Source organism: Haemophilus influenzae (assembly GCF_019703545.1).
Taxonomy (GTDB): Bacteria; Pseudomonadota; Gammaproteobacteria; order Enterobacterales; family Pasteurellaceae; genus Haemophilus; species Haemophilus influenzae_E.
This window is the reverse complement of the sequence record NZ_AP018771.1, coordinates 603086-620817: the sequence shown is the minus strand read 5'-3', so window position 1 is coordinate 620817 and position 17732 is coordinate 603086. Positions and strand designations below refer to the sequence as shown.

Annotated in this window: 17 protein-coding genes and 1 riboswitch; of the genes, 9 read left to right on the top strand and 8 right to left on the bottom strand. The window is 39.3% G+C overall.

All coding sequences use genetic code 11. From position 1 onward, the window contains the following. Window positions 1–77: 77 nt before the first annotated feature. Entirely contained in the window at window positions 78–365 is a 288-nt protein-coding gene (locus K6J66_RS03070; RefSeq protein ID WP_005659854.1) for a YfcZ/YiiS family protein, read from the bottom strand. A 207-nt stretch (window positions 366–572) separates the two neighbouring features. On the opposite strand from K6J66_RS03070, the gene K6J66_RS03065 reads away from it, so the two are divergent. The 3 genes from K6J66_RS03065 to mutH all read left to right on the top strand — a co-directional run bounded on the left by K6J66_RS03065 (window position 573) and on the right by mutH (window position 3236). Then, entirely contained in the window at window positions 573–1952 is a 1380-nt protein-coding gene (locus K6J66_RS03065; protein WP_110442571.1) for a porin, read from the top strand. Between the two features lie 76 nt (window positions 1953–2028). Then, complete coding sequence (locus K6J66_RS03060; RefSeq protein ID WP_192876825.1) at window positions 2029–2568, top strand: methylated-DNA--[protein]-cysteine S-methyltransferase; 540 nt, start codon at window positions 2029–2031, stop codon at window positions 2566–2568. Next, a complete protein-coding gene (gene mutH, locus K6J66_RS03055) occupies window positions 2565–3236 on the top strand; it encodes a DNA mismatch repair endonuclease MutH (protein ID WP_005649232.1) in 672 nt (223 codons plus the stop codon). Before K6J66_RS03060 ends, mutH begins: the two co-directional genes overlap by 4 nt. Before the next feature lie 7 nt (window positions 3237–3243). Here mutH and tilS read toward each other — a convergent pair whose 3' ends face one another. From tilS to znuC, 5 genes are all read right to left on the bottom strand, one after another. After that, window positions 3244–4536, bottom strand: a complete 1293-nt coding sequence (gene tilS, locus K6J66_RS03050; protein ID WP_110442573.1) for a tRNA lysidine(34) synthetase TilS — start codon at window positions 4534–4536, stop codon at window positions 3244–3246. Continuing rightward, window positions 4536–5402: a pyridoxal kinase gene (pdxY, locus tag K6J66_RS03045; protein ID WP_005656408.1), complete on the bottom strand. Its 867-nt coding sequence runs from the start codon at window positions 5400–5402 to the stop codon at window positions 4536–4538. The genes tilS and pdxY overlap by 1 nt, the downstream gene beginning before the upstream one ends. A gap of 73 nt (window positions 5403–5475) precedes the next feature. Further along, a complete protein-coding gene (gene accA, locus K6J66_RS03040; RefSeq protein WP_110442574.1) occupies window positions 5476–6423 on the bottom strand; it encodes an acetyl-CoA carboxylase carboxyl transferase subunit alpha in 948 nt (315 codons plus the stop codon). 88 nt (window positions 6424–6511) lie between these two features. Continuing rightward, on the bottom strand, window positions 6512–7297 hold the full coding sequence (gene znuB / locus K6J66_RS03035; protein WP_005686871.1) for a zinc ABC transporter permease subunit ZnuB: 786 nt from the start codon (window positions 7295–7297) through the stop codon (window positions 6512–6514). Next, on the bottom strand, window positions 7297–8103 hold the full coding sequence (gene znuC, locus K6J66_RS03030) for a zinc ABC transporter ATP-binding protein ZnuC (protein WP_040034428.1): 807 nt from the start codon (window positions 8101–8103) through the stop codon (window positions 7297–7299). The genes znuB and znuC overlap by 1 nt, the downstream gene beginning before the upstream one ends. Window positions 8104–8280: 177 nt before the next feature. Between znuC and mepM the strand changes: the two genes are divergently transcribed. Both mepM and K6J66_RS03020 read left to right on the top strand, forming a co-directional pair. Continuing rightward, window positions 8281–9672: a murein DD-endopeptidase MepM gene (gene mepM, locus K6J66_RS03025; protein ID WP_038439332.1), complete on the top strand. Its 1392-nt coding sequence runs from the start codon at window positions 8281–8283 to the stop codon at window positions 9670–9672. Window positions 9673–9786: 114 nt separating this feature from the next. Next, on the top strand, window positions 9787–10743 hold the full coding sequence (locus K6J66_RS03020) for a sigma 54-interacting transcriptional regulator (protein ID WP_110442575.1): 957 nt from the start codon (window positions 9787–9789) through the stop codon (window positions 10741–10743). A gap of 96 nt (window positions 10744–10839) precedes the next feature. On the opposite strand, the gene hfq is transcribed toward K6J66_RS03020, so the two are convergent. Then, a complete protein-coding gene (hfq, locus tag K6J66_RS03015; protein ID WP_005693756.1) occupies window positions 10840–11115 on the bottom strand; it encodes an RNA chaperone Hfq in 276 nt (91 codons plus the stop codon). A 90-nt stretch (window positions 11116–11205) separates the two neighbouring features. Further along, window positions 11206–12174 (bottom strand): 23S rRNA pseudouridine(955/2504/2580) synthase RluC, encoded by a 969-nt coding sequence (rluC, locus tag K6J66_RS03010; RefSeq protein WP_038439335.1) that lies wholly within the window; start codon window positions 12172–12174, stop codon window positions 11206–11208. Window positions 12175–12595: 421 nt separating this feature from the next. Here rluC and rne point away from each other — a divergent pair, with 421 nt between their 5' ends. The 4 genes from rne (at window position 12596) to thiD (ending at window position 17725) form a co-directional block, all read left to right on the top strand. Continuing rightward, window positions 12596–15412: a ribonuclease E gene (gene rne / locus K6J66_RS03005; protein WP_038439338.1), complete on the top strand. Its 2817-nt coding sequence runs from the start codon at window positions 12596–12598 to the stop codon at window positions 15410–15412. Window positions 15413–15565: 153 nt separating this feature from the next. Continuing rightward, window positions 15566–15802 carry a porin family protein gene (locus K6J66_RS03000; RefSeq protein WP_038439339.1) on the top strand — a complete coding sequence of 79 codons (237 nt, stop codon included), beginning with the start codon at window positions 15566–15568 and terminating at the stop codon, window positions 15800–15802. 111 nt (window positions 15803–15913) lie between these two features. Beyond that, a riboswitch (TPP riboswitch) is annotated at window positions 15914–16002 on the top strand. A gap of 129 nt (window positions 16003–16131) precedes the next feature. Next, window positions 16132–16923, top strand: a complete 792-nt coding sequence (gene thiM, locus K6J66_RS02995; RefSeq protein WP_038439340.1) for a hydroxyethylthiazole kinase — start codon at window positions 16132–16134, stop codon at window positions 16921–16923. After that, window positions 16916–17725, top strand: coding sequence for a bifunctional hydroxymethylpyrimidine kinase/phosphomethylpyrimidine kinase (gene thiD / locus K6J66_RS02990; RefSeq protein ID WP_038439342.1), 810 nt, complete (start codon window positions 16916–16918; stop codon window positions 17723–17725). The genes thiM and thiD overlap by 8 nt, the downstream gene beginning before the upstream one ends. The last annotated feature ends 7 nt before the right edge of the window (window positions 17726–17732 follow it).

Here is a 17732-nt window from a genome sequence, read left to right as displayed (position 1 = left end):
ATCGTTTTTATAGTGCGTATTTTTAAAACGTCCACTATTCTAACCCAACAAAAGTGCGGTCGAGTTTCAGATTATTTTTAACGATTCGCCAGTTCAAAAATCATCGCTTCTGCTTGGCAACTAAAAGTGAAAGAAGCATTTAATTGAACGCCGTTTTCAACTGCCACGATTTCGCTTTTAATTTCGCAAGGATCACTTTCTGTATTGCGCGCTTTTTTCGTTAATCGTTCAAGCGCTGCATTGGCATCAGCTTCTGTGCTATAAACTTGATGCACTTCTACGCTACAGTCAGAGCCATCAATAATCGTGCCTACATCAACACAGCTACAAGTTAAGGATTCTTCTGCTTTGCATTTTACGGTCATTTTCTTTTCCTTATATGAATATTTTTGTGCATTTTATCATTTTTCTTGTTCCCCATAAATGACAAAAATTGAACAAAACAATCCATTAAATGCAAAAAGCTCCTGCTAACTGATCGTAGCTCTGATAAAAATAAGGAAATAGAGTTGCACTCAATAGATTCTGGCTTTATAATCGCCCAAATTTTTATTTATAACAAAGGGTTCCAAATGAAAAAATTTAATCAATCTCTATTAGCAACTGCAATGTTGTTGGCTGCAGGTGGTGCAAATGCGGCAGCGTTTCAATTGGCGGAAGTTTCTACTTCTGGGCTTGGTCGTGCCTATGCAGGTGAAGCGGCGATTGCAGATAATGCTTCTGTGGTGGCAACTAACCCAGCTTTGATGAGTTTATTTAAAACGGCACAGTTTTCCACAGGTGGCGTTTATGTTGATTCTAGAATTAATATGAATGGTGATGTAACTTCTTATGCTCAGATAATAACAGGTAATATTGGAATGAAAGCAATAAAGGACGGCTCAGCTTCACAGCGTAATGTTGTTCCCGGTGCTTTTGTGCCAAATCTTTATTTCGTTGCGCCAGTGAATGATAAATTCGCGCTGGGTGCTGGAATGAATGTCAATTTCGGTCTAAAAAGTGAATATGACGATAGTTATGATGCTGGTATGTTTGGTGGAAAAACTGACTTGAGTGCTATCAACTTAAATTTAAGTGGTGCTTATCGAGTAACAGAAGGCTTGAGCCTAGGTTTAGGGGTAAATGCGGTTTATGCTAAAGCCCAAGTTGAACGGAATGCTGGTATTATTACGGAGAGTATTAAGGATACACAAGTAACACAAGCACTCCAAGTACTGCCAGAACCATTCAAAAATCTTAGTACGCATTTGCCCTCTAAAGACACATCTGTTGTGTCATTACAAGATAGAGCAGCTTGGGGCTTTGGCTGGAATGCAGGTGTAATGTATCAATTTAATGAAGCTAACAGAATTGGTTTAGCCTATCATTCTAAAGTGGACATTGATTTTACTGACCGCACTGCCACTAGTTTAGAAGCAGTGGCTATCAAGGCAGGTAAAAAAGGTGATTTAACCCTTACATTGCCAGATTACTTAGAACTTTCTGGTTTCCATCAATTAACTGACAAACTTGCCGTGCATTATAGTTATAAATATACCCATTGGAGTCGTTTAACAAAATTACATGCAAGCTTCGAAAATGGTAAGAAAGCGTTTGAGAAAGAATTGCAATACAGTAATAACTCTCGTGTTGCATTAGGGGCAAGTTACGATCTTTATGAAAAATTAACCTTACGTGCAGGTATTGCTTACGATCAAGCCGCATCTCGTCATCAGCGTAGTGCTGCAATTCCAGATACCGATCGCACTTGGTATAGTTTAGGGGCAACCTATAAATTCACGCCGAACTTATCTGTTGATCTTGGCTATGCTTACTTAAAAGGCAAAAAAGTTCACTTTAAAGAAGTAAAAACAATAGGTGAACAACGTGCATTGACATTGAATACAACTGCAAATTACACTTCTCAAGCACATGCAAATCTTTACGGTTTAAACTTAAATTATAGTTTCTAATCCGTTAAAAAATTTAGCATAATAAAGCACACTTCCACAGCAAGTGTGCTTTTCTTTTTATAAAACAAGGCGAAAAATGACCGCACTTTATTACACTTATTACCCTTCCCCCGTCGGGCGGCTTTTGATTTTATCTGACGGCGAGAGCATTACGCATATTGATTTTGAAAAAGAGCAATATGCGCCTAATCCCAAATGGCACAAGCAAGATGAATTGCCTGTTTTTCAAAAAGTGCGGTTAGCTTTTGAACGATATTTTAATGGGGAAATTGAGCGTTTTTCAAACATTCCCTTAAAACCAGAAGGCACCGCGTTTCAACAAGCCATTTGGCAAGCCTTGCGAGAAATTGCTTATGGCGAGCTTTCAACTTATGGAGAGCTGGCGTTACGTATTAATAATCCTAAAGCTGTTCGTGCCGTGGGCGGTGCGGTGGGGAGTAATCCGATTAGTATTATTATTCCTTGTCATCGCATTTTAGGCAAAGATCGTACTTTAACTGGTTTTGGTGGTGGCTTAGAGGCAAAACGTTTTTTATTGCAGTTAGAGAAAATTCCCTATATTGATAAAGGCACTGAAAACACGAGGCCTCGCTTTTTTAAGAAATATCACGAATGATTCCACAAACCCTTGAACAATTGCTTTCTCAAGCACAATCTATCGCTGGCTTAACTTTTGGGGAGTTAGCTGATGAACTGCATATTCCTGTCCCGATTGATTTAAAACGTGATAAAGGCTGGGTAGGCATGTTATTAGAGCGTGCTTTAGGGGCAACGGCAGGAAGTAAAGCTGAACAGGATTTTTCTCATTTAGGTGTTGAACTAAAAACGTTACCGATTAATGCTGAGGGTTATCCTCTTGAAACCACCTTTGTGAGCCTTGCCCCGTTGGTACAAAATTCAGGGGTTAAATGGGAAAATTCTCACGTTCGTCATAAACTTTCTTGTGTCCTTTGGATGCCCATTGAAGGCAGCCGCCATATTCCATTACGTGAACGCCATATCGGCGCGCCAATTTTCTGGAAGCCAACCGCTGAGCAAGAACGTCAATTAAAACAAGATTGGGAAGAATTGATGGATTTAATTGTACTTGGCAAATTGGAGCAAATTACCGCTCGAATCGGGGAAGTTATGCAACTTCGCCCAAAGGGGGCAAATAGTCGTGCTGTAACAAAAGGCATAGGAAAAAATGGCGAAATTATAGATACCTTGCCTTTAGGTTTTTATCTAAGAAAAGAATTCACCGCTCAAATTTTGAACGCATTTTTAGATGTAAAGCCACTTTAACTTGATTTTAAGACTCTTTAAAAACACGGAAAAAACCTACCGCACTTTTTAGCTCATTGCCATAAAAAATTAAAGGGATCCGATTTCGTTCCCAAGGTGGTACGCTTAATTCTTGCCAGATTTTTTTTATATCTTCTCTTGGGCGTTTCGGATGATGTTTCACTTTGCCTGAATAGCCAAAGCGGATAGAAATAGGCAAGTTCGTTTTTTCCAGCGTAACAGAGTAATCCTGCCAGTAGAAAATCAGATTGTGTTCATTTTCTTGAACAGTGAGATTGCCTAAATTATCGGGTAAACTTAGCGTATTTTGTTCTAATTTTAGGCAGTATTTGGTTAGATCGGAAAACCGTTTAGTTAAATATAAACTATCTTGATAACGTCGAATGACTTTATTTACAAGCTGAAACTGAGGATTTGCCTCTTCTTTTGCAAAAACGACATCATTAATAAGCTGTGTAAGCTGGCGTTTACTTGGCATTTCAAGTTGGTTTTCTGCAAGCCACATACGCAAAAGTGCGGTTTGTTTTGCGAGAGAATATTTGCGGAACTGGCACAGTTTAAATTGGTTTTTTATTTGGCAATGTTCTGTAAAAATTTCGCTCAATAAATCATTAATTAGCTGTTGTTGCTCAAAACAATGTTGTGCGGAACGTTGCACGGCTAAATCAAAATGCGCCCAGCGTTCACGTAATTTTGGCAAAATTTCATTGCGTAAGAAATTACGATCGTATCGATTATCCTCATTACTTTCATCTGTAATCCAGTTGAGTTTTTCTTTTTGCGCATAATCTTCTAACTGTGGGCGAGTAAAGCCTAACAAAGGGCGAAAAATTGGCATTCCGAATAATACACTTTGTTGTTGCATTGCGCCTAAGCCTTGTAGCCCACTGCCACGTTTTAGGGCTAAGAAAAAGGTTTCTGTTTGATCGTTTAGATGATGTGCTGTAACCAGCACTTCTTGAGTTTGAAGATGTTTTTTTATGGCTTGATAGCGTGCTTCACGTGCGCCAGCCTCAATGCCATTGGTTTTATCTACTTGTACTCGCTCGATAATCAACGGAATTTGAAATTGATCGCATAAGTCTTGGCAATGTTTAGCCCAACTGTCTGCATTGGGGCTTAAGCCGTGATGAATATGGATTGCTCGTACTGATAAAGGCGGTAAGTGCGGTCGTTTTTGACGAAGTTTTGCAAATAAAGAAAGAAGTACAGTGGAATCCAAACCACCACTCAAGGCAATAAGAAATGCTTGAGCGGTGGCTTTTTTGAGTTGTTTTTCAATGTCTGAAAGTAAGTCCATTAGGCAACTTTTTCAGCTTTATAATGGCTGCTTGGATTGAGAATTTCAAAACGTGCGGCAATGGTTTGTAATTCGTAAGAACCTAGTTCAAAGGTGGTTTTCATTACGCCTGCTACTTCATTATTCATGGCTTCAAAGGCTTCTACATCAGATTTTCCATTGAGTAAATTTGCTAAGAATGTCCCCGCGATTAAATCGCCCACGCCCACTGGTTCAAAGTTGAATTGATAAAGTGGACGGCTTAAATGCCAAACACCCTCTGGGGTTGCCATAATAATTTCAAATGTATCAGGATCGTTGATTTTACCTGCACTGCCTAAATGTTTAACAAGGACTTTCTTCACGCCTTTTGCAATTAACGCATTCACTGCTTTTAACACATCATCAAAGGTATTAATTGGGAATTCTGTGAGCTGACGCAATTCGTGCAGGTTTGGCGTCATAATGTCTGCCACTGGAATCGCTTTTTCAATAAGAGCCTCGCAAACACCATTGGCAACCACGCAGCTTTTTTTCGGATGTGGCATTACAGGGTCGCATAAATAAAGCGCATTTGGATTACGCAGTTTGATTTGCTCTAAAGCAAAAAGAATTTGATCGACTTGTTCCGCAGAACCTAAGTAACCAGATAACAAGGCATCACATTCCTGTAGTTTTTCAATGTTATCGAGTCCAGTTACAATTTCTCGGATTTGTTCTTGTGGGATTACCATGCCCGTCCATTTTCCGTATTGGGTGTGATTAGAAAATTGAACGGTATTTAATGCCCATACATCGACACCTAACAACTGCATTGGAAAAGTCGCGGATTTGTTACCTGCAAAACCATAGACCACGTGGGATTGGATCGAAAGTACGTTTTTCATTGTGTTTTCTCCTTTGTTGTATATTTAGATCAAAAAAAGAGCGGCAAAAATCACCGCTCTTTTAGAATATTAGTTAGCAATAACCGTAAGACATTAAACGTTCATAGCGTCTATTTAATAATTCTTCTTTGCTTAGTCCGTCAAGCTCTGATAAATCTTCTTTTAAGCGAAGTTTTAAGTTTTCAGCTATTTCTAGATAATTACGATGCGCCCCACCTAAAGGTTCTTGCACAATGCCATCGATAAGATTTAATTCTTTTAAACGGCTTGCAGTTAATCCCATTACTTCCGCTGCAGTCGATGCTTTTTCCGCACTTTTCCAAAGAATAGAAGCACAGCCTTCAGGCGAGATAACAGAATAAGTGGAATACTGCAACATATTCACTTTATCGCCCACGCCAATAGCTAATGCACCACCCGAACCGCCTTCACCGATAACGGTACAAATAACGGGAACGGTAAGTTGTGCCATTTCTCGTAAGTTGCGAGCAATAGCTTCCGCTTGACCACGTTCTTCTGCGCCAATACCTGGATAAGCTCCCGGGGTATCAATAAATGTGATAATTGGCAATTTAAAACGTTCAGCCATTTCCATTAAACGTAACGCTTTGCGATAGCCTTCAGGTGCAGGCATACCAAAATTACGACTCACTTTATCTTTTACAGTACGGCCTTTTTGATGACCGATAACCATCACTGGGCGACCATCTAAACGTGCCAAGCCACCAACAATCGCTTTATCATCAGCAAAAGCACGATCGCCTGCAAGTTCTTCAAATTCCGTAAAAATATGTTCGATATAATCTAATGTATAAGGACGGTTTGGATGACGTGCCATACGTGAAACTTGCCAAGCATCAAGGTTAGCAAAGGTTTTTTTAGTGAGTTCGTTACTTTTCTTTTGTAAGCGTTTGATTTCATCAGTTAAATCAACTTTATCATCCGATGCTGAGCATAATGCTTCAATTTTTGCTTCTAATTCGGCAATCGGCAATTCAAAATCTAAATATTCTTGGTTCATTTTGTTATCCTAAAAAGACCGTAAAAATTGACCGCACTTTATCAAGAATTAAACTGGGGCGCAAATGGTTTTCACTGGTTGGGCAAGCTCATAATCGCTCTTTTTTGAAGAGTGATAAGACAAATAAAAACGCTGAACAAATCACAACGGAAGGCCCAGCAGCGGTATCATAAAAGGCTGATAAGATTAGCCCAGCTATAATTGACAACATACTGACTACAATTGCCCAGCCCACCATAGATTCTGGTGTTCTCGCAAAGCGACGAGCGGTTGCCGCAGGGATTATTAATAAGGATGTGATTATTAATGCACCGACAAATTTCATACTCAAGGCAATAGTCAATGCGGTTAATATCATTAAAATAAAACGCATTTTTTTGATATTAATGCCTTCAACTTGCGCGAGTTCTGGCGATACGGTGGTGGAAAGTAAGGATTGCCAAAAGTAAATTAATGTTGAAAGCACAATTATCACGCCAATGCCAATATAAATTAAATCCGTATAATTAATTGCGAGCAAATCCCCAAATAAATAATTCATTAAATCTACCCGTACATTCCGTAATAATCCTACTGTCACAACGCCGAGAGATAAACAGCTATGGGCGATAATGCCGAGCAAGGTATCAATAGAAAATTGCGTGTTGCTTTCTAACCACACCATTGCGATAGCAAGAATTAAGGTCAGCACCACAATCGCAATGTAAGGATTGACTTGTAAGAAAATCCCTAACGCTACGCCGAGCAAGGCAGAGTGAGAAAGTGTGTCGCCAAAATAAGCCATTTTCCGCCACACTACAAATACGCCAAGTGGCGCGGTAATAAGTGAAAGCAAAATGCCTGTTAAAAAGGCTGGAAATAAAATTTCAAACATTATTTATCCTTATTTTGACAATGCACTGCTGATGAATTACAACCGCACACATCTCCGTGTAAGGTGTGGTGATGATTGTGATGATGGGTATAAAAGCCGATATTTTGTGCGATCTGATTTCCCCATAAACGCATAAATGTTGGATCATTTGAGAGAACATCGGGCGTACCTGCACAACAAATATGTTGGTTAATACACAATACTTCTTTACTATCCGCCATCACAATGTGTAAATCGTGTGATACCATCAATACAGCACAATTTAGTTTTTTTTGGGTTTGATGAATGAGCTGATAAAGTTCTGCCTGCCCAGTAATATCTACGCCTTGAGTGGGTTCGTCTAGCACAAGTAAATTTGGTTTATTTAAAATTGCACGTGCCAATAATACCCGTTGCATTTCGCCACCAGACAGTTTTTGCATATTATTTTTGCGTAAATGTGAAATAGAAAGTTGCTCAAGTGCGGTGGAAATTTCTTGTGTTTTAATGCCTTTTTTTAGCGAAAGAAATCGCTCAACCGTAATGGGTAAACTATGATCTAAATGGATTTTTTGTGGAACATAGCCAATGCGAACATTTTTACTGTAAATGACCTCGCCAGAAGTGGGCGTTTGTAGTTTTAATAAGGTTTTTAATAACGTAGATTTGCCACCACCATTTGGCCCAACAATAGTGATAATAGAATTGGGATAGATATTTAAATTAATATCTTGCAGAGCGGTTTTTTGTGCGAAAACCACATTGATATTTTTTAATTGAATGAGCGGTTGTTGGTTTTGCTCGTTGCGAATGGCTGTGATATTCATAAAATCGCCGTGTTTTCAACAATGGTTGGGGAAAATAACGCATTTTTATAGAATTCTCAAGATTTTCTCTCTTATGTCGAATATTTAAGCGTTTGAATAATGCTTTTTCCATAGGAATGAATTTTCTTTATAATCTGTAGTCTGAATGCTGAAAACTTTTTTATTTTAGGGATGCCAGTGCAACACGTAAAATTAGCTCGAGATAGACGAAAAAAACGCGCATATATAAAAGTAGGCGTGTTTTTTGTTGCTATTTTGCTTATTTTGACAGGCATTTTACTTACAATAAAAAAACCTGAAGAAAACTCCATATTTTCCACCTTTGACAGTGGGGAATATCACGAGTTAAATACATCGCCAAATGAAAACGCCACCTCTTATGATGATGAACTACAAGCAAAAGATGACGAAGTTGATGAAGTAAAACTATCTTCAGATGATCTCGATACTTTACCTCAACACGCACAAGACGCACTCAATGGTTTATTAGACGCAGCCGATCAAGCCATAAGAATTACTAATCAATTTAGCTATACGGTAACCGAAGGGGATAGGTTAAAAGATGTTTTAGTTTTGTCAGGTTTAGATGATTCATCAGTACAACCATTGATTACGCTTGATCCCGAATTAGCCCACTTAAAAGCAGGTCAGCAATTCTACTGGATTTTAGATAAAAATGATAACTTGGAATATTTAAATTGGCTGGTTTCTGAAAAAGAAGAACGTATTTATGAACGTCTCGAAGATGGGAAATTTAAACGCCAAGTTATTGAAAAGAAAAGTATTTGGCGAAAAGAAGTATTAAAAGGCGAGATTCAAAATTCTTTAAATAGTAGTTTAAGAGAAAAAGGTCTTGATACGCGTCAAATTAGCCAACTTAGTAACGCCTTACAATGGCAAGTGAGTTTGAGAAAACTAAAAAAAGGAACTCAATTTGCCATTTTAGTTTCTCGTGAATATTTAGGCGATAAACTCACTGGTCAAGGTAATGTTGAGGCATTACGTATTTCATCTGGTGGTAAAAATTATTATGCTGTGCAAGCTGCAAATGGTCGTTATTATAATCAGCAAGGAGAAACCTTAGGCAAAGGTTTTGCTCGTTATCCATTGCAACGCCAAGCACGCGTTTCCTCCCCTTTTAATCCAAATCGTCGTCATCCAGTAACAGGACGTATTCGTCCGCATAAAGGTGTGGATTTCTCCGTTTCTCAAGGCACACCAGTTATTGCACCAGCAGATGGCACAGTTGAAAAAGTTGCTTATCAGGCTGGCGGTGCAGGACGTTATGTTATGTTACGTCACGGGCGTGAATATCAAACTGTTTATATGCATTTGAGCAAATCCCTAGTAAAAGCAGGGCAAACAGTTAAAAAAGGCGAACGTATTGCACTTTCTGGTAATACGGGGATTTCTACGGGGCCGCATTTACATTATGAATTTCATATTAACGGTCGAGCAGTGAATCCTCTTACTGTTAAATTACCCGGTACTAGCAGTGGTATGACTTCAGCTGAACGGAAACAATTCCTTGTTCGTGTTCGTGAAGCTGAAAAAATGTTAAAACCTTAGCGATATAAAGTGCGGTCAAAAATGGTCGCATTTTTACCTTATGTAAAATAATATTTACACTTTGTTGTAAAGAAATTATCATAGCCATATCTTAATTATTTCCATTCCCTGAATATGCCGATTTCTAAATTTAATCCTCAAAAACCTTTCGAGTGTTTTATTGTACAAAGTGAAGCGATGAAAAGTGCGGTAGAAAACGCGAAACGTTTTGCTATGTTTGATGCGCCTTTGTTAATTCAAGGCGAAACGGGGAGTGGAAAAGATTTGTTAGCGAAAGCCTGCCATTATCAGAGTTTGCGTCGCGATAAAAAATTTATCGCAGTAAACTGTGCTGGTTTGCCTGATGAAGATGCGGAAAGTGAAATGTTTGGTCGAAAAGTCGGAGACAGTGAAACCATTGGTTTTTTTGAGTACGCAAATGAGGGAACTGTATTACTAGATGGCATCGCAGAACTTTCATTGGGTTTACAGGCTAAATTATTACGTTTTTTAACGGATGGATCTTTCCGTCGAGTAGGCGAAGAAAAAGAGCATTATGCAAATGTGCGAGTGATTTGCACATCACAGGTTCCACTTCATTTGCTTGTTGAGCAAGGTAAAGTTCGTGCTGATTTGTTTCATCGCTTAAATGTTCTCACTATTAATGTGCCTGCATTACGAGATCGCATGGCTGATATTGAGCCACTGGCACAAGGTTTTTTACAGGAAATCAGTGAAGAATTAAAAATTGCAAAACCAACTTTCGATAAAGATTTTCTTCTTTATTTACAGAAATATGATTGGAAAGGGAATGTTCGTGAGCTTTATAACACTCTTTATCGTGCTTGTTCGTTAGTACAAGATAATCATTTAACTATCGAAAGTTTAAATCTTGCTCTGCCACAAAGTGCGGTGATTTCTTTGGATGAATTTGAAAATAAAACCTTAGATGAAATTATTGGTTTCTATGAAGCACAAGTCCTAAAATTATTTTATGCAGAATATCCAAGCACGAGAAAATTGGCTCAACGTTTAGGCGTTTCCCATACTGCCATTGCGAATAAATTGAAACAATATGGAATTGGAAAGTAGTTTTCACATTTGAGATGAAAAAAAGTGCGGTTGAAATTTCCTGAGAATTTTCAACCGCACTTAATAAATATTAATTATCCATTAATGGTATTGTGATTACTCTGCTTGAGTTTCCACGTTTTCAACTGCTTCTGTTGGAGCAGTATGATGATTGTTATTGTGATGGGAAACTGAACGAGCAGGCACAACCGTTGAAATTGCGTGTTTATATACCATTTGATTCACGGTGTTTTTTAATAAAATCACGAATTGATCGAATGATTCAATTTGACCTTGAAGTTTGATTCCGTTTACAAGGTAGATTGATACAGGAATGCGTTCACGACGAAGCGCATTTAAATAAGGATCTTGTAAAGATTGTCCTTTTGCCATTTTGCTATCCTTTGTTGTCGTTATTATGAAATTTGTTGATAGAAACGAGTTGTCTCCGTGTGTAAGTGTAGCAATAAACAGAAATATTGTCTATTTGCTTTCCCGCAACTTTTGCAAAATTGCTTTCATTTGATGATCTAGTGACGCATTGAAACGTAGTGTTTCGCCATTTTTAGGGTGTTCAAACCGAATTGAAAAAGCGTGCAAAAACAAACGATTTAATCCTAATTCATTCATTTGTTTATCAAAATCTTTATCGCCGTATTTATCATCTAATGCAATAGGATGTCCTGCATATTGTGTATGCACACGAATTTGATGGGTTCGCCCTGTGACTGGTGAAGCCTTCACAAGCGTAGCATTTATATAGCGTTCTTCAATACTAAAGCGAGTTTCAGATGGTTTTCCTTGCTCGCTGACACGCACAATGCGCTCTCCGCTAGATAATTCATTTTTCAAAAGAGGGGCTTGAATAACTTTTATATGGGATTGCCATTGCCCACGTACTAACGCTAAATAATCTTTTTGAACGGTTTTGACGCGAAGTTGTTCGTGCAAATTGCGTAATGCTGAACGTTTTTTGGCAATTAATAAAATGCCTGATGTATCGCGATCTAAACGATGAACCAGTTCTAAAAAGCGTGCTTCTGGGCGTAATGCTCGTAAGGCTTCAATCACACCAAAATTTAAACCACTTCCGCCGTGCACCGCGATTCCTGAGGGTTTATTTAAAATAATCAAGCAATCATCTTCAAACAAAATTTGGTTTTCAAGTGCGGCAACTTTATTGAGATTTTTTGAAATCGGCACATCATTTTTTTCTGCGACACGCACAGGTGGAATGCGTACAACATCGCCTGTTTGCAGTTTATATTCTGGTTTAATTCTGCCTTTGTTTACTCGCACTTCGCCTTTACGCACAATGCGATAAATTAAACTTTTGGGTACACCTTTGAGTTTTGCTAATAAATAATTATCAATTCGTTGCCCACTTTCATCTTCACTAATTGTCAGCATTTTTACGGATGAATTAATGATTTTTTCATTTTGTTTTGTCATTTTTTTTCCTTTTGAAAATCGCTGCAAATCATATCATAAAGGCACTATAAACGTAATATGAACGTCACTCTATGAACGCAAATTCGCCTTGCTAATTAATCGTTTTCTATGGATAATAGACCCTCTTTTTGCGCCTAATAATTTGCGTAAAAAAGGATAAGTTTTGTTGGTGAAAACTCAATGCAGCAATTGGCATAAGACATTGATAATCAACATTTTTCTTAAAATAAATCAGCCGTTTGCAACGCGTGCGGAATATCGCGTTGTTTTATCAAGCAAATATTTATGCTTAATAACGTTATCAATGCACCCAGCAACATACAGTCGTGAGATTGACTGGCGCGAGAAACACGAGGTCGATAACGAAGCAAAGTGCGGTTTATTTTGAGTTTTTTTTAAATATTTAATAAGAGAATTGACAATGAAAAGAATGTTAATCAATGCAACTCAAAAAGAAGAGTTGCGTGTCGCGCTTGTCGATGGACAACGCCTTTTTGACTTGGACATTGAAAGTCCAGGACACGAACAAAAAAAAGCGAATATCTACAAAGGAAAAATTACTCGCGTTGAGCCAAGCTTAGAAGCGGCTTTTGTAGATTATGGTGCAGAACGTCACGGTTTTTTACCTTTAAAAGAAATTGCCCGTGAATATTTTCCTGATGATTATGTTTTTCAAGGTCGTCCGAATATTCGCGATATTTTGACTGAAGGACAGGAAGTTATCGTTCAAGTTAATAAAGAAGAAAGAGGAAACAAAGGTGCAGCCTTAACTACTTTTGTTTCTCTTGCCGGTAGTTATTTGGTGTTTATGCCGAATAATCCACGGGCAGGAGGAATTTCTCGCCGTATTGAGGGCGATGAACGTACTGAACTAAAAGAGGCATTAAGTTCATTAGATGTGCCTGACGGTGTAGGCTTAATCGTCCGTACTGCTGGTGTGGGAAAATCGCCAGAAGAATTACAATGGGATTTAAAAGTATTATTACATCATTGGGAAGCGATCAAACAAGCTTCACAAAGTCGTCCAGCTCCATTTTTAATTCATCAAGAAAGCGATGTGATTGTACGCGCTATTCGCGATTATTTGCGTCGTGATATTGGTGAGATCCTGATTGATAGCCCAAAAATTTTTGAGAAAGCGAAAGAGCATATCAAACTTGTGCGTCCTGATTTCATCAATCGCGTGAAACTTTATCAAGGCGAAGTGCCACTTTTCAGTCACTATCAAATTGAATCTCAAATTGAATCCGCATTCCAACGTGAAGTGCGTTTACCTTCTGGCGGTTCAATCGTTATTGATGTCACCGAAGCATTAACCGCTATTGATATTAACTCCGCACGTTCTACTCGTGGTGGCGATATTGAAGAAACGGCATTAAATACCAATCTTGAAGCGGCAGATGAAATCGCGCGTCAATTACGCTTACGTGACTTAGGTGGATTAGTTGTCATTGATTTCATTGATATGACACCAATTCGCCATCAACGTGAAGTAGAAAATCGTATTCGTGATGCGGTTCGTCCAGATCGTGCCCGTATTCAAATTAGCCGAATTTCTCGTTTTGGTTTGTTAGAAATGTCACGTCAGCGTTTAAGCCCATCATTGGGCGAATCTTCGCACCATATTTGCCCTCGTTGTCAAGGAACAGGCAAAGTGCGTGATAATGAATCTCTTTCTTTATCTATTTTGCGTTTGCTGGAAGAAGAAGCATTAAAAGAAAACACCAAGCAAGTGCATACCATTGTGCCAGTACAAATTGCCTCTTATCTTCTTAACGAAAAACGCAAAGCAATCAGTAATATTGAAAAGCGTCATAATGTCGATATTATTGTTGCCCCAAATGAAGCAATGGAAACACCGCACTTTAGTGTTTTCCGTTTACGTGATGGTGAAGAAGTAAATGAATTAAGCTATAACTTAGCGAAAATTCACTGTGCTCAAGATGAAAATACTGAAGAATCACTGGTTTCTCGTAATGTGGAAACAACCGTTGTTACTGAACAACCAGCGGTTGAAAGTGCAGTAGTTGCGCTTTCTATTTCAGAAGCAGCCCCAACGCCAGTTGAGCGTAAATCAAATGAACCCTCTTTGTTAGCTAAAATTATTGCGAAGATTAAAGGTTTATTTGCGACTAAATCTGAAGAAAACAAACCGAAAAATAACCGCACTTCGCGCAATCCTAATCGTAATCAACGCCGTTCACAGGATCGTCGTTCTTCTCGTCGTCCACGTTCTGAAAATAACGAAACAGAAAGAAACGAAGAACAGGTTCGTAATGTCCGTGAGCGTAATCAACGCCGTCCGCGCCGTAACTTAGTGGAAGAAAGTATCACTGAAAGTGCGGTAAATTCTACACCTGTTTTTGAGGCTAAAGAAGAAAGAACTGAGCCTGTCACTCAACGCCGCCAACGCCGTGATTTACGTAAACGCGTGCGCGTTGAAGATAATGAAACAAATGAAACAGTTGTTGAAAATAACTTCAGCACGACTGAAAAAATGCCAGAAGTGGATGTAATTACGGTTCAAAATAATGATGAAAAACCCGTTCATCAGAACCAACGTTCTGAACGTCAAGAGCGTCAGCGTCGTACTCCACGTCATTTACGTGCAGCGAATAATCAGCGTCGTCGCCGTAATCAAGAGCCAAAATCGCCAATGCCATTATTTGCTGCGGTGGTGTCGCCTGAATTGGCAAGTGGCAAGGCTTGGATTGATTATTCAACAGTAAATCTGCCAAAAGAAAATCATTTCTTATCTGTGGATGAATTGCTTGAGCAAGAGAAAACTAAAAAAGGGTTTATCACGCCAGCAATGGGAATTATCGTTGAAGAAAAATCCCCTGATGTAAAACCTGCATTAGATTTTATTACTCAACCAGCTAATGAATCGGTACAGAAAAAAGTACAAGAATCTTTAGACCGTTTAAGTTCATATAAACCTCAAGAAGTTGTTGAATCTATTGATCCAGCAATTAATATAGATGAACCTGAAACGCTCGAGAAAGTATCAAAATTTGTCCGCACTTATGAATTTAATGGACGTTTAGGTACAATTTCTTCAGTGCCCCATACAAAAGCGGAGATGACTTTAGCAAAAGCAAATGATGAAATGCTAGAGGCTTTCCCGATTAGGGCTTGGCAGGATTCTCGTTATTATTTCTATGGAAAAGGCGCGGCAGGACATCATTGTGCAATTAGCCACGTTTATTCTGAACCAACCCGCGCAAAATCAGAATAATCAAAAATAAAAATAGAATTGACGTAACCAACATTACGTCAATTCTTTTTATTTTTAACAAAAATCCTTTGGAAGAACCCTAATGAATATTCGAATTGAGAAATCTTCTCTTCTGCTGTACAAGCAAAGGAAGATAATGGAAAAGGGATTTATGTGCAAGCCGATTGGGTGCACGTGCGTGAAAAAATAGAGACACATAATCCAAATCAACCTGAAATATTACAAGAGTATTTAAACATCAAAACTCATTCCAACCATCCTCGTTTTTCTATTGGTTATGATTTCGGCAATTGGCGTTTAGCATTAGATTACTCCCATTATGATCGCTGTTTAGAAAACGTGCGTTTTAAAACTCACGAAGCCTCTTTCGGTGTGCGTTACCGTTTTTAATTAAACAAATTTAGTTTTCTATTTAAGCGGTCAAATTCTTCTCATTATTTGCAAAATGAGGGAAAAATTTGACCGCTTGTTTTTTCTTGAAAAGAAGCGTAAACTTCATCCAACTTTTAGTCGGGGTGCCGAAAGGCTGAGATGATACCCGTGAACCTGAAACAGTTAGCACTGACGTAGGAAACTAATATGCCACATATTCAACCTTTCTCTATCACGATTTTATCCTGTTTATTTTCCCAATTTTCTACATTTTATTACATCCGCTAATTGCTCACAGTGAATAGCGGGCATTTTTGTTTATTTTATATTCAACACAAGGAATGCTTATGCAATCAATTTATCTCTCCAAAATCCGTGAGCAGAATCCGCTCATTCATAACATTACCAATATTGTAGCAGCGAATTTTAGTGCCAATGGCTTGTTGGCATTAGGAGCTTCGCCTTTGATGTCGGCGAATATTGAAGAAATGCAGGAAGTACCGAAAATCAGTCAAGCATTGGTCATTAATATTGGTACGCTGATTGGTAAAGATCGGGAGGCGATGTTGCAGGCAGGAAAAACAGCAAATGAGGTTGGAATTCCTGTAGTGTTAGATCCTGTTGGTGTGGGGGCAACCAGTTATCGCCGTGAGACCATTCGCCAATTGCTGGCAGAAGTAAAATTCGCACTTATTCGTGGTAATGCAGGTGAACTGGCTGCCATTGCAGGCGAGGCGTGGCAGGCAAAAGGTGTAGATGCTGGGCAGGGCGAAGTGGATTTAAAAGCCGTTGCCGAGAAAGTGGCTCAATGCTATGGCTGTACGGTGTTGATTAGCGGGGTGGTGGATATTGTCAGCGATGGCACACAAACTGCGACCGTTCACAACGGCACGTCATTGTTCCCGAAAGTTACGGCTTCGGGCTGTTTATTGAGTGCCGTGTGTGCTGCATTTTTAGCGGTAAGTGAAGGGAATTATTTTTCTGCGACATTAGAAGCCTGTGTAGCATACACCATTGCAGGCGAGTGTGCGGCGCAAGGCTTAACCACACAAGTGGGACAGTTCCAAATCCGTTTGCTGGACGAGCTTGCTGCACTTTCCCCTGAAACCATTGGACAAAGAGGGCGCATTAATGAGTAATGTGAAACAAGTATTAACTATCGCAGGGTCAGACAGTGGCGGTGGTGCAGGCATTCAAGCGGATCTTAAAACCTTCCAAATGCGCGGCGTGTTTGGTACATCCGTAATTACAGCTGTTACTGCACAAAACACACTTGGCGTATTTGATATTCACCCTATTCCACTGAAAACAATTCAAGCGCAACTGGAAGCGGTCAAAAATGATTTCCAGATTGCAAGTTGCAAAATTGGTATGTTGGGCAATGCAGAAATTATTGAATACGTTGCAGATTTTCTTGCTGATAAGCCTTTCGGCGCACTGGTGCTAGACCCTGTGATGATCGCCAAAGGTGGTGCACCGTTATTGCAACAGCAAGCGGTGAGTGTGTTAAGCCAAAAATTGCTGCCGTTGGCGGACGTGATTACACCGAACATTCCCGAAGCAGAAGCATTAACGGGGATTGCGATTGTGGACGACATCAGTATTCAACAAGCCGCAAAAGCGTTGCAAAAACAGGGAGCGAAGAATGTGATTATTAAGGGCGGACATTCGCTCAATTCGCAAAGTGAGCTGTGCCAAGATTGGGTTTTACTTGCAGATGGTCGTCATTTTACTTTGCAAAGCCCCCGTTTCAACACACCGCATACACATGGTACGGGCTGTACCTTTTCTGCCTGTTTAACCGCAGAGTTGGCGAAAGGCGAACCGTTGCAAAGTGCGGTAAAAACAGCGAAAGATTTTATTACCGCTGCAATTTCTCACCCATTGAATATTGGGCAAGGACAGGGGCCGACAAATCATTGGGCTTACAGTCGCCTTTAAGGATTGA

What these genes read in the sequence shown, in the direction of transcription:
- K6J66_RS03070 (WP_005659854.1), bottom strand. Translation starts at nt 365, where the DNA reads ATGACCGTAAAATGCAAAGCAGAAGAATCCTTAACTTGTAGCTGTGTT.
- K6J66_RS03065 (WP_110442571.1), top strand. Translation starts at nt 573, where the DNA reads ATGAAAAAATTTAATCAATCTCTATTAGCAACTGCAATGTTGTTGGCT.
- K6J66_RS03060 (WP_192876825.1), top strand. Translation starts at nt 2,029, where the DNA reads ATGACCGCACTTTATTACACTTATTACCCTTCCCCCGTCGGGCGGCTT.
- mutH (WP_005649232.1), top strand. Translation starts at nt 2,565, where the DNA reads ATGATTCCACAAACCCTTGAACAATTGCTTTCTCAAGCACAATCTATC.
- tilS (WP_110442573.1), bottom strand. Translation starts at nt 4,536, where the DNA reads ATGGACTTACTTTCAGACATTGAAAAACAACTCAAAAAAGCCACCGCT.
- pdxY (WP_005656408.1), bottom strand. Translation starts at nt 5,402, where the DNA reads ATGAAAAACGTACTTTCGATCCAATCCCACGTGGTCTATGGTTTTGCA.
- accA (WP_110442574.1), bottom strand. Translation starts at nt 6,423, where the DNA reads ATGAACCAAGAATATTTAGATTTTGAATTGCCGATTGCCGAATTAGAA.
- znuB (WP_005686871.1), bottom strand. Translation starts at nt 7,297, where the DNA reads ATGTTTGAAATTTTATTTCCAGCCTTTTTAACAGGCATTTTGCTTTCA.
- znuC (WP_040034428.1), bottom strand. Translation starts at nt 8,103, where the DNA reads ATGAATATCACAGCCATTCGCAACGAGCAAAACCAACAACCGCTCATT.
- K6J66_RS03020 (WP_110442575.1), top strand. Translation starts at nt 9,787, where the DNA reads ATGCCGATTTCTAAATTTAATCCTCAAAAACCTTTCGAGTGTTTTATT.
- hfq (WP_005693756.1), bottom strand. Translation starts at nt 11,115, where the DNA reads ATGGCAAAAGGACAATCTTTACAAGATCCTTATTTAAATGCGCTTCGT.
- rluC (WP_038439335.1), bottom strand. Translation starts at nt 12,174, where the DNA reads ATGACAAAACAAAATGAAAAAATCATTAATTCATCCGTAAAAATGCTG.
- rne (WP_038439338.1), top strand. Translation starts at nt 12,596, where the DNA reads ATGAAAAGAATGTTAATCAATGCAACTCAAAAAGAAGAGTTGCGTGTC.
- thiM (WP_038439340.1), top strand. Translation starts at nt 16,132, where the DNA reads ATGCAATCAATTTATCTCTCCAAAATCCGTGAGCAGAATCCGCTCATT.
- thiD (WP_038439342.1), top strand. Translation starts at nt 16,916, where the DNA reads ATGAGTAATGTGAAACAAGTATTAACTATCGCAGGGTCAGACAGTGGC.